This is a genomic window from Sphingopyxis sp. LC363, from assembly GCF_000756385.1.
Classification (GTDB): Bacteria; Pseudomonadota; Alphaproteobacteria; order Sphingomonadales; family Sphingomonadaceae; genus Sphingopyxis.
In genome coordinates this window covers 1-15,836 of record NZ_JNFC01000045.1, presented here as the reverse complement: position 1 = coordinate 15,836, position 15,836 = coordinate 1, and the positions used below count along the sequence as shown (strand labels likewise).

13 protein-coding genes and 3 pseudogenes are annotated in these 15,836 nt (G+C 61.8%); 13 read left to right on the top strand and 3 right to left on the bottom strand.

Annotated elements, in window-relative coordinates; genetic code table 11:
- The first annotated feature begins 11 nt into the window (after positions 1-11).
- Both FG95_RS19970 and FG95_RS15160 read left to right on the top strand, forming a co-directional pair.
- A complete protein-coding gene (locus FG95_RS19970; protein ID WP_052182411.1) occupies positions 12-998 on the top strand; it encodes an acyltransferase family protein in 987 nt (328 codons plus the stop codon).
- Positions 999-1,594: 596 nt separating this feature from the next.
- A complete protein-coding gene (locus FG95_RS15160; RefSeq protein ID WP_161786566.1) occupies positions 1,595-2,596 on the top strand; it encodes a GSU2403 family nucleotidyltransferase fold protein in 1,002 nt (333 codons plus the stop codon).
- An 82-nt stretch (positions 2,597-2,678) separates the two neighbouring features.
- Here the strand turns inward: FG95_RS15160 and FG95_RS15155 are convergent.
- A pseudogene (locus FG95_RS15155) lies at positions 2,679-2,972 on the bottom strand (transposase); the annotation flags it as partial.
- 133 nt (positions 2,973-3,105) lie between these two features.
- Between FG95_RS15155 and FG95_RS21380 the strand changes: the two are divergent.
- Positions 3,106-3,648 (top strand): annotated as a pseudogene (locus FG95_RS21380) (IS3 family transposase); the annotation flags it as partial.
- Positions 3,649-3,805: 157 nt separating this feature from the next.
- A complete protein-coding gene (locus FG95_RS15140) occupies positions 3,806-4,135 on the top strand; it encodes a hypothetical protein (RefSeq protein WP_052182410.1) in 330 nt (109 codons plus the stop codon).
- A gap of 444 nt (positions 4,136-4,579) precedes the next feature.
- On the opposite strand, the gene FG95_RS15135 is transcribed toward FG95_RS15140, so the two are convergent.
- Positions 4,580-4,879: a HigA family addiction module antitoxin gene (locus FG95_RS15135; RefSeq protein WP_037556943.1), complete on the bottom strand. Its 300-nt coding sequence runs from the start codon at positions 4,877-4,879 to the stop codon at positions 4,580-4,582.
- Positions 4,879-5,166, bottom strand: coding sequence for a type II toxin-antitoxin system RelE/ParE family toxin (locus FG95_RS15130; RefSeq protein WP_037556942.1), 288 nt, complete (start codon positions 5,164-5,166; stop codon positions 4,879-4,881). The genes FG95_RS15135 and FG95_RS15130 overlap by 1 nt, the downstream gene beginning before the upstream one ends.
- Before the next feature lie 560 nt (positions 5,167-5,726).
- Between FG95_RS15130 and FG95_RS15125 the strand changes: the two genes are divergently transcribed.
- The 9 genes and pseudogenes from FG95_RS15125 to FG95_RS21135 all read left to right on the top strand — a co-directional run.
- The gene (locus FG95_RS15125; RefSeq protein ID WP_037556941.1) at positions 5,727-7,130 is read left to right on the top strand and encodes a 3-keto-disaccharide hydrolase; all 1,404 of its coding nucleotides are present in this window, start codon (positions 5,727-5,729) and stop codon (positions 7,128-7,130) included.
- Positions 7,131-7,141: 11 nt separating this feature from the next.
- Positions 7,142-8,455, top strand: coding sequence for a Gfo/Idh/MocA family protein (locus FG95_RS15120; RefSeq protein WP_037556940.1), 1,314 nt, complete (start codon positions 7,142-7,144; stop codon positions 8,453-8,455).
- 14 nt (positions 8,456-8,469) lie between these two features.
- The gene (locus FG95_RS15115) at positions 8,470-9,291 is read left to right on the top strand and encodes an FAD:protein FMN transferase (RefSeq protein WP_037556939.1); all 822 of its coding nucleotides are present in this window, start codon (positions 8,470-8,472) and stop codon (positions 9,289-9,291) included.
- Between the two features lie 19 nt (positions 9,292-9,310).
- On the top strand, positions 9,311-10,576 hold the full coding sequence (locus FG95_RS15110) for a Gfo/Idh/MocA family protein (protein WP_037556937.1): 1,266 nt from the start codon (positions 9,311-9,313) through the stop codon (positions 10,574-10,576).
- 14 nt (positions 10,577-10,590) lie between these two features.
- Complete coding sequence (locus FG95_RS15105; protein ID WP_037556936.1) at positions 10,591-11,760, top strand: Gfo/Idh/MocA family protein; 1,170 nt, start codon at positions 10,591-10,593, stop codon at positions 11,758-11,760.
- A 42-nt stretch (positions 11,761-11,802) separates the two neighbouring features.
- Entirely contained in the window at positions 11,803-12,537 is a 735-nt protein-coding gene (locus FG95_RS15100; RefSeq protein ID WP_037556935.1) for a FadR/GntR family transcriptional regulator, read from the top strand.
- 402 nt (positions 12,538-12,939) lie between these two features.
- The gene (locus FG95_RS15095; RefSeq protein WP_037556934.1) at positions 12,940-14,253 is read left to right on the top strand and encodes an MFS transporter; all 1,314 of its coding nucleotides are present in this window, start codon (positions 12,940-12,942) and stop codon (positions 14,251-14,253) included.
- The gene (uxaC, locus tag FG95_RS15090) at positions 14,250-15,662 is read left to right on the top strand and encodes a glucuronate isomerase (protein WP_037556933.1); all 1,413 of its coding nucleotides are present in this window, start codon (positions 14,250-14,252) and stop codon (positions 15,660-15,662) included. Before FG95_RS15095 ends, uxaC begins: the two co-directional genes overlap by 4 nt.
- Before the next feature lie 32 nt (positions 15,663-15,694).
- Positions 15,695-15,836: pseudogene (locus FG95_RS21135) on the top strand (mannitol dehydrogenase family protein); the annotation flags it as partial.

Sequence of the window (15,836 nt, the reverse complement as noted above, 5' to 3'; positions counted from 1 at the left end):
GGATGCCACGCATGAAGGGGCGTCTCACCGGATTGGATGGATTGCGCGGGGTCGCAGCGCTCATGGTGCTCGCCCACCACACCTATATGGCATCACACGACGGCATCCCCCGAGGCGCCGGATATTTGGCCGTAGACTTCTTTTTCATGCTCAGCGGCTATGTCATGGCGCGAACTTACGAAAGTGGTTGGACGGGCCCTTCATCGACCTTCTCGTTTCTCGCCGTTCGCCTTCGCCGCCTATGGCCGACAATGACGGTAGGCGCGCTGATCGGCTCGGTTTCTGTGTGGATGGCCTATTCCGCAAGCGATGCGACGCGCGCGATGATCAACCTAGTCTTCATACCGTACTTCCTCGGTGAGCGAATTTTCCCTCTGAACGGCCCGGCTTGGTCAATTTTCTTCGAACTGGTTGTCAACCTTCTCCATGTGCTCGTCCTTCGCCGGATGAGCACGCGCAGCCTCATCGTGGTTGCGGCTGCAATGGTACCATTCCTGCTGGCGGGAGCCGCGACGCACGGCCTCGACGTCGGATCTCGGCCCGATACCTTCGTCGGAGGTTTTCCCAGAGTGCTCCTGTCCTATACGATCGGAATTATTCTTTGGCGCAGCTGGAGAGATGCGCCCAATATCAAAGTGTCAACTAGCTTCGCATTTCTCGCGATGCCGCTCTTTTTCGGGGCCACGGCCATGATGGGCGGCAATTCGCGGCTTGCTGGTCTCTGCTTTGTCGTAATCATCTGCCCGATGATTATCGCCGGTGGATTGCGGTTTCCCGCCTATTCGCGCTGGGCAGGCTTGGCGACGATCGCTGGCGCGGTGTCGTTTCCTCTTTATGCGGTGCACGATCCCATTTTGTGGTTGGCATCCGATTTCCGGCTTGGATCGCTTACCGGCATCGCCTGTGTGGTGCTCGCGGTCATGGCGTTTCCGTCCGTCCGACGTGCAATCCAGAATCAAATGGGCAATAGAAGGCGACATGCCGAGAGTGTGGCCTGATCCCCGCGACAATGATCCGGAGCCAGAGAGCCTGTTCAAAGGAGGTCATGGTCTATTTCGTCGCTGCACTAATCGCGGGTATGATCGCGGACCGATGGGGTACGGCTGGAACTGGTAATTGAAGGCAGGCTTGAAATAGCGCGCTGGTTTGCAAGGGGCAAAGGCTGAGTTGAATAAGAGGGGCAAATTGCATTTTCCGCAAAAATGCTCGCCAGTGACTGCTTTGCGGAAAATGCAAAGAATGTCCGAATGCCAGATTCTCCCGAACTCACCTCCAGCCAGCGCGACCGCCTCTTACCCTGCGCAGCAACTGACACATGCGATGAGAGAACGCCGCACGACAATCTTGATGCCGGATGCTCAAGGCCTGCATACGCCGGTTTCCTGACTTCGATCCTGGCCTCTGCTCACCCGACTGCTTCCTCCCGATTCCGTATCCGGCGGGCGGTCGATCCCGACGTGTTCGCTGTTCGCGCAACAAATTAGCGTTAGCTGAGACATCGGGCCGTGAATGTATGATTCTGAGTTTGCGATTCCTTGCACTTCGCCGGTTTATCCCACATATTTGGAATTCAGTAAATTGTGGGATAATGGCAATGCTTCGTTCCTTCACTGATGAACAGGCGCGCGCGCTGGTTAATCTGCGCCAGCGCTATGAGGTGTGGATCGAGGCCGCTCGTGCCAGAGCAGCGCTACCCTATGATCTGCGGCGCAAAGAGGTTTCGGGAAAAGCCTATCTGTACGAAATCCGTGATCGAAGCGGTAACGGTAAGAGCTTGGGCCCTTGGTCTGATGAGCTTAAAAATCGTTTTGAGGCTTTTCGGGCGGAGAAGCAGCAGCTGAAAGAGCGCATTGAAGCCAGTCGCATCGCGCTCGATGAATCATCGAGGCTTGCCCGCGCGCTGCGTGTCCCGATGATCGCAAGCGAGGCGGGGCCGATCCTGCGCGAAGCTGACCGGCGAGGGCTTTTGGATGGCACGCTTCTCGTCGTCGGCACTAATGCCGTTGCGGCATATGCCCTCGAGGCAGGGGGCTTCATGCCTGAAATTCCCGACGAGACAGCAGGCTTCGATCTGGCTTGGGCTGAAACCGAACAACAGGACGACGTGCAACTGTTGTGGGACATGCTGAAGGCGGTCGATCCAACCTTCACCGTGAATACCGAGCGAACTTTCCAGGCCCGCAATGCAAAGGCTTATGAGGTCGAAATTCTTGTTGCGCCTTCGCGTGCCCAAACCATGGCGCGAACGGATCGGCCGCGACCAGTACCGCTGCCTGAGCAGGAGTGGTTGCTGGTCGGACAACCGGTCGACCAAGTCGTAATCTGCCGTGATGGTTCACCGGCGCGCATAGTCGCACCCGATCCACGCTGGTTCGCGCTTCAGAAATTTTGGATGTCCGAGCAACCTAAACGCAATCCTTTGAAACGAGGCAAGGATGCAAAACAGGCGCTGCTGATCTTGAATGCGGTGGCGCTTGCCATGCCCCATTATCCACTCAACGACGAATTCTCGGCGAAACTCCCTGATGAGCTCAAACCCTATTATTCGCGCTGGTCAGCGCAGCGGCCTGAAACATCCACTGCAAGCTGGCGGTAGCTGACTGTCAAGTAGCCATCTGGTGAAGGCCGCGCCGGAGATCGGTTATTTATTTTCCGGAGTGATTATGCGCTTAGCCGCTGCGTTGCGGCGGGCGGCAGAAGTTTCCCCGGGCAGCCTCCTGCAGGATCAGCTTGTCGAGCGTCAGGTCCGAGATCGCCCGGCGAAGCCGCGCATTCTCCTTCTCCAGATCCTTCATCCGGCGCGCCTGGTCAGTCTTCAGACCACCATATTCCTTGCGCCACCGATAATAGGTCTGTTCGCTGATCGCGATCCGGCGGCATGCCTCCGCAGTCGTAGCGCCCTGCGCCAGCACAACCTCCGCCTCACGCAGCTTGCCGATAATCTCTTCCGGGCGATGCTTCTTGGCCGGCATTCATATTCTCCTTCGTAATCCAAAATATCATCGATTTTGGACCACTCAGAAGGGGGCAGATCAATCAGATCGTGCCCGGCGCGATCGGGACCTGAAGCCCGAGGTGCTGCGCGTCTTTGCCGAGAACTTCGGCGTCTACGGGGTGCGCAAGGTCTGGCGGCAGATGAACCGCGAGGGCATCGTCGTCGCGCGATGCACCATCGAGCGGCTGATGCGCGACCTGGGCTTGCAGCGTGTCATCCGGGGCAAGCCGTTGCGCACGCCATGAATACGCGGCCGCGAAAAACGCTCGGCTGGAAGACCCCAGCAGAAATCCTCGACCAGTTCCTGGTCGCGCAGTATGAAACCAGTGTTGCGACGACCGGTTGAATCCGCCTAGTTTGTATCGATCAAATATACCGAGCGCCTCGCCGAGGCCGGGATCGAGCCGTCGGTCGGGAGTGTTGGCGACAGTTATGACAACGCCTTGGCGGAGACGATCAATGGCCTTTACAAGGCCGAGGTGATCCACCGGCGAGGTCCGTGGCGATCCTTTGAAGCTGTCGAATATGCCACGCTCGAATGGGTCGACTGGTTCAACAACAGGCGGCTGCTGGAACCCATCGGCAATATCCCGCCCGCTGAAGCAGAAGAACGATACTACGCCATGCTGGACGACGTCTCCATGGCTGCGTAACTTAAACCAAATGGCCTCCGGCAGTCCCGGGGCGATTCATCCCGTTACGGGAGCAATCCATGAACATATGCTGGAATACCAACAGTCACTTGGCGGTCTCGGGGTTCGCGCGACATTGGCCACGTGACGTTAAGGTACGTTAAGCGACGGAGCGCTAATGGAGAGCCTAATCGATTTTTATCGGCCGCTGAGCGGCGAAATCGGCATGATAACCGGCGCTTCCGACAGCTTGGCGCATGTTCACGGCGGTATGTTCATCTTGTTTGTCGCCCGAATTCTGACGCGCCGATCACTTGCCACGTGGACGCCCTTTCTGATCGTACTGGCTGCGGCGCTTGCAAAAGAAGGAGCGGACCGGATCGCCCACGGTGTCTGGCGGCCCGATACCGCGTTCGACATCATCAACACCATATTCTGGCCTTTTGTCTTGATGGTGGGCTTAAGGTGGCGCCGCGCCCGCCCAGACAAAATAGAGCAGGCTGTTTAGGCTAATGCTTCGATTTGGCCGGGCCGAAGCTGCTGTTAGTGCTGACCCGATGACGCTCGTCCGATTAACGGCCCCATTGAAGAATATTGAGCGTAACCCCTTCCAAGGACCGGGAAGCCGGAGCTCTTGGGAGGCATGCAAGTACCGTGGTCACGCCACATCTCGCAAGGGGGATCGCGAAGCGCGCTGTCTCCCATGACGATATCCTCCTGCGGAAAATCTCGCCATTATCATCCCGCCTGCACCAAAAGTGAGTCAGAGCCCCTTTTGAACACGATGACGTAATTGCTGCCGTTGTTCCCATTGGGGCGCGACAGCTGATTGCCCACAACGCCACCGGACACGCGCACTTAGTTAGTTTCGGAAGGCATACTGTCCATCGTGGACAATATTTTATGCAAATGCGCAGATAGGGCGCCGCCGACCCCATTGCGGGACGGGGGCCTATGCGGCAATTAGGCTCGGCACCAAGAGGTCGGCCTCATGTTCACGGGCCTTGCCGAGTTCATAGCGGGCCTGCATCCGCACCAGCGTCTCCGCCTTCACCCCGAAGGCATGCTCGAAGCGGATCGCCATATCGGCCGACAGGGAGGTCCGCCCGTTGAGGACGGCGCTGATCGACTGGCGGCTGACCCCGAAGGCCTCTGCCAGCTCGTTGATCGAAACCCCGTGGGCCTCGACGATTTCGGTCTTGAGCCACTTCCCGGCATGGATCGCGAACGACGGATGAATCTTGATAGCCATCAGTGATAATCCTCCAGATCCAGATCGGCGATGGCGTCCTGCTCATTGAGCGAGAAGGTCATGCGCCAGTTGCGGGTCACGGTCATCGCCCACGTTCCGGCGCGGTCACCGGTCGGCGGATGAAGGCCATAGTTCGGCGGGGTCGAGAGCTCGTCCAGCGTCTCGGCGTCGATGATGAAGTTGATCATCTTGAACAGCCGGTCGACCAGATCACCGGGAAGCCCCTTCGGCTTGCCGGTCTCGACAAACCGTCTGAGCGCCTTGTGATTGATGCTCTCGATTTCCATGTTATGGAAGGTAACGCTTTACGCCGCAATGTCAAGCGGGGCTTTACGTCAAGCCGGGGCGAGGATAACAGGGTTACCGAAAGGGCGAGCCGTCCATCGAAAAGCAGATTCGCGCCTGTTCCCCTGTCATCATGTCGCGCGCCGAACCTGACGCCATCGAAAAGGGCGCCGTTCACGGCGCGGCGCAAGAAAGCGTACGAGGTGCTGCACCCGGAGACGAAGCGAGGGGCTTCGAGCAATCCAGTATTCCGGAGCGCGTTGCGAACTGCTCCTCGACGGTTCACGTTACAGCATCCGAAAGATAGCCGACGAGCGGGTCCCATCTAAGGCCGACTGACGGCCTTTTTTCCGTGGGCGTAAACACATGGCGAGCGTGACGCCCTCCCTGACGGTAATCGGTCTGACATATCTATTGCAAGTGGCCTGACCACATACTAATGCTCAGCTGGCATAAGTCGTGCGCGCGTGGTTACGCTGGCGGCAATATAACGCGAGAGCATGGCGCGTGAGGAAATGAAGCGCGTTCGGGAAGCCCACGCAATAAAAAGTTGAGAGGAGCCATGATGTTTCGAAAGATCGCGTTTCTGGCTTTGGCCCCCGCGCCGATGATAGCGCTCGCGCCCGTTTCGGCTGCTCAGGATCAGCAGCAGGCTCCTTGGGAGGACGTAACGCCGCGCGCCGGACTAGCTGGTTGGCACAGTGCCGGGGGGCAGGCGCCTTATCGCGTTGTCGATGGCGAGGTCGTCGGCAGCGCGGTGCCGAACTCGGCGAACAGCTGGCTGGTGTCCGACGCGCTTTACGGCGACTTCATCCTCGAATTCGATGCCAAAACCGACCCGACGCTGAATTCGGGCGTGATGATCCGAGGCCAGAGCCGGCCCGATTATCGCAATGGCGTCGTTCACGGCTATCAGATGGAGATCGATCCCTCGTCGCGGCGCTGGAGCGCCGGCATCTATGACGAGCAGCGTCGCCAATGGCTCTACACGCTCGGTCGCAATGACGCGGCGCGGCAGGCCTTCCGTTCGGGCGACTGGAATCGCTATCGTGTCGAAGCGATCGGTACGCGGCTGCGCACCTGGATCAATGGCGTGCCCGCCGCCGACGTCGTCGACGATATGGACGCGCGCGGTTTCATCGCTTTCCAGGTGCACTCCGTTCCCGATGCGGTCGCGGCTAAAAAGCCCGAGGCGCGTTTCCGTAACGTGCGGATCATCACCGACGCGCCCGCCCGTTTCGCCTCGCCCGCGACGACGGTCGAGCAGCAGGGGTGGCTGGCCAATCGCCTGACCGACGCCGAGCGCCGCGCCGGCTGGAAGCTGCTCTGGGACGGCAAGACGACGCAGGGCTGGCGGAGCGCCAAGGGGCCTGCCTTCCCGAAGAAAGGCTGGTCGATCGCCGACGGCATCCTGTCGGTCGAGAAATCGGGCGGCGCCGAAGCGACCAATGGCGGCGACATCATCACGACCCGCGATTACAGGAATTTCGAGCTGTCGGTCGATTTCCGGCTGACGCCGGGCGCCAATAGCGGGATCAAATATTTCGTCGATCCGAACCTGCTCAAGGGGGATGGATCGGCGATCGGCCTCGAATTCCAATTGCTCGACGATGAGCGCCATCCCGACGCGAAGATGGGCCGCGACGGTAATCGGACGATCGGCTCGCTTTACGATCTGATCACCGCGCGCAACCTTTCCGATCCTGATAGTCCGGGTAAGCGCGTCAACGCGCCGGGCGAATGGAACCGAGCGGTCATCGTCGTGCGCGGCAAGCATGTCGAGCATTGGCTGAACGGGTTCAAGGTCGTCGAATATGAACGGGGATCGCCCGCCTTTCGCGCGCTTGTCGCGCGCAGCAAATATGCGAAATGGCCGAACTTTGGCGAGTGGGAGCAGGGACCGATCCTGCTTCAGGATCATGGCGACAGGGTCGACTTCCGGTCGATCAAGCTGCGCGAATTTTAAGGGGACAGGACATGCTTGACCGCCGTACGATGTTGAAGGGTGCCGCAGCTACGCTGGGCGCCACGATGAGCGCGCGCAGCTATGCGCAGATCCAGGGTGCGAACGATCGCCTGCGTGTGGCGGTGGTTGGCGTGAATGGGCGCGGGCAGGCGCATATGAGCGCCTTCTCGAAGCTGCCGAACGTGGCCGTCACCCATTTCGTCGATGTGGATTCGGCTATCCTCGCGAAGCGCGCAAGCGAATTTGCCGCCAAAGGCCATCCGGCCCCGAAGATCGTTGAGGACTATCGCCGGCTGCTCGACGGCAAGGACGTCGACATCGTTAGCATCGCGACGCCCGATCATTGGCACGCAAAGCTCGCGATCGATTCGATGAATGCGGGGCGCCACGTCTATCTGGAAAAGCCGATCGGTATCGCCCCCGCCGAGGGCGAAGCGCTGATCGCCGCACAGCGCCGCACCGGGCGTCAGTTGCAGGTTGGCAACCAGCAACGCTCGAGCGTGGAGACGCGGCAGCTTGTCGACATGGTCCGGGCCGGCGAACTCGGCGACGTCTATGAGGCACAGACCTGGTATGCGAATAATCGCGGGTCGATCGGCAAGGGGCAGGAAATCGCGCCGCCCGCCAATCTGAACTGGGATTTGTGGCAGGGGCCGCGCCCGCGCGGACCGTACCGGTCGAACCTGGTGCATTATAACTGGCACTGGTTCTGGAAATACGGGACCGGCGAGATTTGCAACAATGCGATGCACGAACTCGACGTTGCGCGCTGGGCGATGGGCCTGACCTATCCGACCCGCGTGTCGACGCACGGCGGACGGCATTTTCACCGTGGCGACGATTGGGAAATGTATGATTCGCTCGCGCTCGACCTGATCTACGACCACGGCCGCGCGATCCGCTGGAACGGGCAAAGCTGCAATGGCATCAAGACTTATGGGCGTGGCCGCGGCGTGTTGCTGCTCGGCACCAAGGGGTCGGCCGTCGTCGATCGCAACGGGTTCGAGCTGTACGATCTGGAAGGCAAGTTGACGCGGGAAGTGAAGGCCCCGGCCAGTTCGGAAACCACCGGAACGGTCGGCGAGGGCGCGCTCGACGTCCTTCATGCCGGCAATCTGGTCGACGTCATCCGCGGCCGCGCCAGCGCGCTCGCATCGCCGATTGCCGAAGGACATATCAGCACCGCGCTCTGCCACCTCGGCAATATCGCCTATCGCACGAGCGGCGCGCTGACGATCGACCCGTTGACGGGCAAGCCGACCAGCGCCGACGGCATGAAGCTGTGGTCGGTCGACTATGAGCCGGGCTGGGAGGTCAAGGGCTGACCCCAGGCGCGATCATGGCCGACGTTGTGCGCTTTGCGTCGATGGGAACGCGCGTCGAGCTGCACCGGTTCGGTGCGGGCGAGGACGACGCGTTGACCGCGGCGCAGCATGCAATCGAGGCGGTCGATGATGCGCTCACGATCCATCGCCCCTCGGCAACGACCGCGCTCAACGAGCGCCTGATGGCGGGGAAAGGGGCAGCCATCGACGATGCGCTGCTGTTCGACGCGCTGGTCAAGATTGAGGAATTGCACGCCTCGACGCTCGGGCTGTTCGATCCCGCGGCCGATCGCCGGTTCGCGTCGGCGGGATGGAGCGCCATCGCATTCGATCGCGGCGCCGCGCGGGTCGAGGTATCGCAGCCTGTCGCGCTCGATTTCGGCGGGCTCGGCAAGGGCTTTGCGCTCGATCGCGCCTGCGCGGTGTTGCGCGAGAAGGGCGTCGTATCGGCCTGCCTGTCGGCCGGAGAAAGTTCGATTGCGGTCGTCGGCGAACACCCGCTTGGCGGCGGTTGGCCGTTTGCGATTCCCAGCCCGCTGCGCCCCGATGAGATTCTGGTCGAAATCGAGCTCACCGACGAATCGGTGTCGATCTCGTCGACCGTCGGTGCGGGGACGGCGGCGCCCGAACGCGCCGCTATGATACGCCCGGCCGATGCGACGATCGTGTCGGTGCCGCGCTGCTCGGTTGCCATCGACCGGCTTGGCGCGCATGCCGAGGCGATGAGCACCGCTTTGCTCGTTGCTGATGAAGATCGGGCGGAGCGCTTGCTGAATGGCGACCGGACGCGCCGTTTTCGGTTCGATTTCCCCTGCGGGGCTGCGATCCCCGATTAACAAGCCAGGATGCGTTTTAATGACTGACAAAGATTTCGACCTGTCGCGGCGATCGTTCATCGATCGCGTGCTGATGGCGACAGCTGGAGCCGGAATGGCCGCAGCGGCGCCTTGGGCAAGCGCGGCGGCCCTCGCCGCACCGATGGCAAAGGGCGATCGCGTGCGACTGGGCGTTATCGGCACCGGCGATCGCGGCCGGGCCCTGATCCAGAATATCGCCAAGACCCGCAACTGCACCGTGGCCGCGATCTGCGACAATTTCGAGCTGCATCTGGCGAAGGGTCGCGCGCTGGTCGATGCGTCGACGCGCGCCTTCACCGATCATCGCGCGATGCTCGATGCGGGCGGTCTCGACGCGGTGGTGATCGCGACCCCGCTCGACGGCCATAAGCAGCACAGCTTTGATGCCTTCGACGCCGGACTCCATGTGTGGTGCGAAAAGGCGATGGCGCGCACGATCGACGATTGTGGAGCAATGGTGAAAAAGTCGCAGGACAGCGGCAAGCTGCTTCAGATCGGTCATCAGCGTATGTTCAAACCGACCTATCTAAATGCGGTCCGCCGTGCGAAGGAGGGCGAAATCGGGGCGATTACACAGATCCGGGCCAGCTGGCACCGTCAAAGCAGCTGGCGCCGGCCCGTCCCCGCCGGGGCGACTGATCGACAGATCAATTGGCGCCTCTATCGCGACAGCTCCGCCGGACTTATGACCGAACTGGCGACGCACCAGATACAGGTCGGCAATCTATTCTTCGATGCCGTACCGACGCGCGTCATGGGATCGGGCAGTATCTGTTTCTGGAAGGATGGGCGGGAGGTCTATGACCATGTCGCACTGATCTATGAATATGCGGGGGGGCGCAAACTCATCTACACCTCGCTGCTCAACAATGCGCGCTACGGCTGCGAAGAACAGATTCAAGGCAGCAAAGGGACCATCGAACCCGAACTCGGCCGCATTTATCAGGAACTGCCGCCGAAGGAGCTTGCTCTGTTAAGGATGCAGGCCGACGTGGCGAGCGGGCACAAGCGTACGGTGCCGATCGGCGGCGCGACCTGGTTCGCCGAGCTTCCCGTCACCACGCCCGGCGATTCGCTCGGCTGGGGAGAATATGACGAGACGATGCTGCAGTTCGAGGGTTTTGGCGAAGCGGTGCGGACGGGCAAACCGCTGCCCGGCCTGTTGTCGCAGGCCTATTACGCGAGCGTCGCGTCGCTGCTCGGCGAACAGGCGATGGACAGCAGCCAGATATTGAACTGGCCGACGTCGCTGGTCGCTACCTGAAGAAGGAACACGCCATGACCGATACCAACCGACGCGACCTTCTGGGGCTTGGCCTTGCTGCCGGGCTCGCCGCAGGCTTCACGGCCGACGCGCTGGCGCAGTCCGCGGCGCGGGGCGATGCGCCGACCGAGAGCGCGCCTGCACGCCCGGCGCCCGAGGCGAAATATCGCGTGCCGTTCGCGGTCATCGGGCTCGATCATAATCATATCTATGGCATCACCGACGCCATGATCCGCGGAGGCGGCGTCCTCACGGCCTTCCATGCCACCGATCCCAAGCAGATTGCGATGTTCCGCGCGCGCTACGGCGATATTGCGCTGGCGCGGTCGGAAGACGAGATTCTAGGCAATCCCGCGATCAAGCTGGTCTGCAGCGCGGCCGTTCCCGGGCTGCGCGCGCCGCTGGGCATCCGCGTCATGCGCGCGGGCAAGGATTATCTCAGCGACAAGGCGGCGATTACCTCGCTGAAGCAGCTCGCCGAAGTTCGCCGCGCGATCAAGGAGACCGGCCGCAAATTTGCGATCATGTATTCCGAGCGGCTGGAAGTGCCCGCGGCGGTCATGGCCGGGCAGCTTGTCCACGACGGCGCGATCGGGCGCGTCATCCAGACCGTCAACCTTGCCCCGCACCGGCTGGCCGCGGCATCGCGGCCCGACTGGTTCTGGGACACGGCGCGCAACGGCGGGATCCTGACCGATATCGGCAGCCACCAGGCCGATCAGTTCGTCTATCTGACCGGCAGCAAGCGTGCGCATGTCGTCGCGTCGCAGACCGGCAATTTCGCGCATCCCGAACATCCGGCGTTCGAGGATTTCGGCGATATGATGCTGAGCGGCGACGGCGGCACCGGCTATGTCCGCGTCGACTGGTTTACGCCCGACGGTTTGCCGACCTGGGGCGATGGCCGTCTCTTCATTCTCGGGACCGAGGGCTATATCGAGCTCAGGAAATATGTCGACATCGCCGGGCGGCAGGGCGGAAATCACCTGCTTATCGCCGATAGGAAGGGCACTCGCTACCTGGATTGTTCCAAAGTGCCTCTGCCCTTCGGTCCGCAATTCGTCACCGACATCGTCGAAGGCACATCGGTGGCGCAGGAGCAGGAGGGGGCGTTGCTTGCCGCCGAACTGGTATTGACGGCGCAGGCGCATGCCAAGCCCGCCCGGCAACAAGCGACCTTGTAACGTATAGGCCAACAAGATAGCGCTTTCCTCAAGGGGAATGGCATGGAATCAAAACGGCTCTACGAACGCGTATCCACCGATATCGCGGCCAAGATCGAGGCGGGGGAATATCCGATCGGGGCGCGTTTGCCGTCGGAGCGGCAACTCGCCCAGTCTTACGACGTATCGCGGCCGACGGTTCGCGAGGCGATCATCGCCCTCGAGGTCGACGGGATGGTCGAAGTCCGCAAGGGGTCGGGCGTCTATGTGACGGCAACGTCGCATGCCGATGCTGAAGGCCCTTCGGCCGACGTCGGTCCCTTTGAACTCCTCGAAGCGCGCCGTCAGATCGAGGGGGAGGTTGCTGCGCTTGCGGCCGGACGGATCACCGACGACCAGCTTGCCGAGCTTCGTGCGCTGGTAAAAGCGATGGGCGACGCCGGCGCCGACAGCGCGCGCGCTGAGGTGGCCGATCGTCAGTTCCACGAACTGATCGCGAGCGCGAGCCTGAACAGCGCCTTTGTCGCGGTCGTCGAATCGCTGTGGGACATGCGCGCCCGCTCGTCGCTTTATCGTCTGCTCAGCAGCAAGGCGCATGTCGCGGGGGTCACCCCGAGCGTTGCCGAACACGAAGATATACTCCTCGCGCTGGAATCGCGCGATCCGGCGGCGGCGCGCATGGCGATGCAAAAACATCTGGGACGCGTGCTCGAAGCGCTGCTGGAGGCAACCGAGGTGCACGAGGTCGAACTAGCCCGAAAGCGGGTCGCCGACGAACGGAGCCGCTACGCCCCCTAACCGGGCCATACCGCCGCCGGACGATCTCGGCGGGCTGACGCCAATCTGTTTGGTATGGCCAATTTAAAAAGCGCTCTCCCTTCCTGTGCGACTCGGGCTGCGCCAATCTCTGTCGCGATCTGAGCATTTTCAGAAAATCTGTGGCAAACCACCTGTTGCAATCGGCCTGACCAATATCTATGAAAGCCGCACAAAGGGACGCGGAAAGCGTCCGGATCTGCGGCGGAGAATGTGATGCAGGCCTTCCCTTCTGATAACGCATCGGCGCGCCCTTTGACAGGCGGAGCCCTCCTGCTTGCGCGCGCCACCGGCGCGACCGCACCGGCCTTCTAACCATCCCCAGCCTTGCCGAGGTTCGTTCGGACGGGCCTCGGCATTTTTCTGGTGCCACGGGAGAGACATATGACGCAGGCCATCGCAGCCGGAACGGCGCCGCCGGTGCCCAAGGCAGGACGCTATCGCTGGCTGATCGTCGCGCTGCTGTTCGCCGCGACGACGGTCAATTATATCGACCGCACCATGCTCGGACTGCTCGCGCCCGCCCTCGGCGACGAGATGCGGTGGAGCGAGAATGACTATGGCAACATCGTCACCGCCTTCCAGGCCGCCTATGCGCTGGGCTTTCTCCTCATGGGTTGGCTGATCGACCGCTTCGGCCCCAAGATTGGCTACAGCATCGCGATCACCATCTGGACGATCGGCCATGTCGCCCATGGGTTCGCGGGGTCGATTGCATCCTTCATGGCAGCGCGTGTCGTCCTCGGGGTCGGGGAGGCGGGGCATTTCCCTGCCGTCGTGCGCGCGTCGAGCGAATGGTTTCCCCAAAAGGAACGCGCTTTGGCGATCGGCTGGGTTAACAGTGCGACGACGATCGGCGTCATTCTGACCGCGCCGACGATCTGGCTGTTCATGGTCTGGGCGGGTTTCGACTGGCGTCAGACCTTCATCTATACCGGCGCATTCGGCGCTCTGCTGCTGTTATTGTGGCTGTGGCTCTACAGCAATCCGCGCGAGAGCGGGAAGGTCAGCGATGCCGAACTCTCGTGGATCGAGCATGATCCGCCCGGGCAGGTCGAGCGCATCGGCTGGGGCCGGATCGTCACCAAGCGTGAGGCATGGGCTTTTGCGATGGCGAAATTCCTCATCGATCCGGTCTGGTATCTGATGCTGTTCTGGCTGCCCAAATATTTCGCCAGCACCTATGACGTCGACCTGAAGGTCGTGCTGCTCCCGATGATCATCATGTACCTGCTCTCGGACGTAGGCAGTATCGCGGGCGGCTGGCTCTCCTCGAAGCTGATCCAGCGTGGGCGCACCCCCAATTTTGCGCGCAAGCTGACTATGGTGATCGCCGGTTGTTTCGTGCTGCCGCTGCTGTTCGTCACGGGGCTCGACAATATGTGGCTAGCCATCGTCCTGATCGGTCTCGCGCTCGCCGGTCATCAGGCATTTTCGTCGACGATCCTGTCGATCCCACCCGACATGTTTCCCAAACGCGCGGTCGGGTCGGTGATCGGGCTTGGCGGCTTCATGGGCGGTATCGGCGGGATGATCATGGCCAAATCGACCGGGCTCGTGCTTGACGCGACAAATGGCAATTACACGATTATCTTTGCCGTGTGCACGACGGTCTATTTCCTCGCCGTGCTGGCGCTCCATCTTCTCAGCCCACGCCTGGCGCCGGTCACTGTCGAAAGCGAAGGCGCTCCCGTATGACGCGTCCGTTTCAGCTGCATCCCGATCGCTTGTTTCCGTCCAACCCCGCGCAGCGCGATATTAGCCGGCGCCTCTATGCCGAGGTTGCCGATCTGCCGATCGTCAGTCCGCACGGACACACCGATCCAGCGTGGTTCGCGGGCAATGCGCCCTTCGGCAATGCCGCCGAGTTCCTGCTCCATCCCGACCATTATGTATTCCGGATGCTCTATTCGCAGGGCATTTCGCTCGATGATCTGGGTATCCGGAACCGCGACGCCGACCCGCGCGAGAGCTGGCGGCTCTTTGCGCAAAATTATCACCTTTTTCGCGGCACCCCGTCGCGGATGTGGATGGATTGGGTGTTCGCCGAGGCTTTCGGGTTCGACGTGCAATTCGGCGCGGAGACGTCGGACCTCTATTACGACCTGATCACCGAGAAGCTTGCGACCGATGCCTTCCGCCCGCGCGCGCTCTTCGACCGCTTCGGGATCGAGGTGATCGCGACGACCGAAAGCCCCCTCGACACGCTCGAACACCACGCCGCGATCCGCGCCGCGAACGCAAACGGCGAGTGGGCGGGGCGGGTGGTTACCGCCTATCGCCCCGATCCGGTGGTCGATCCCGAATTCGAAGGCTTTCGCGACAATCTGGCGCGCTTCTCCGACCTGTCGGGCGAAGACGCGTTCAGCTACGCTGGCTATCTCGCCGCGCACCGCAACCGCCGCGCTTTCTTCGCTGAAATGGGCGCGACCTCGACCGACCACGGCCACCCGACCGCCGCGACCGCCGACCTCTCGGACGCTGAAGCCGAAGTTCTCTTCGTACGCGTCACCGGCGACGATGTCAGCGCCACCGATGCCGAACTGTTCCGCGCGCATATGCTGACGGTGATGGCTGGGATGAGCCTCGACGACGGGTTCGTCATGCAGATCCACCCGGGCAGCTATCGCAACCACAATCCCTGGCTGTTCGCCAACTATGGCCGCGACAAGGGCGCCGATATCCCGATGGCGACCGACTATGTCCACGCGCTGCGCCCATTGCTCGGAAAATATGGCAACGAAGCTGCGCTGACTCTAATCCTCTTCACGCTCGACGAGACGAGCTACGCGCGAGAGTTGGCGCCGCTCGCGGGCCATTATCCGGCGCTGAAGCTCGGCCCGGCCTGGTGGTTCCACGACAGTCCCGAGGGGATGCGGCGCTTCCGCAGCCAGACCACCGAGACCGCAGGCTTCTACAATACGGTGGGTTTCAATGACGACACGCGCGCCTTCCTGTCGATCCCCGCGCGCCACGACGTCGCGCGGCGCATCGATTGCGGCTTCCTCGCGCAATTGGTCGCCGAGCACCGGATGGAGGAATGGGAGGCGGCCGAACTCGCGACCGACCTCAGCTACAATCTCGCCAAGGCGGCGTACAAGCTGTGAGGCTTTCGGCACAAACACCGCTCCCGGCGTCGGTGCAGGCGCCGGGCTACGACCGCGCCGCCCAGGCGGCGGGCATCGTCCATATCGGCATCGGCGCCTTCCACCGCGCGCATCAGGCCGTCTACACCGACGATGCGATGGGCGCGGGCGACCGCGACTGGGGCATTATCGGCG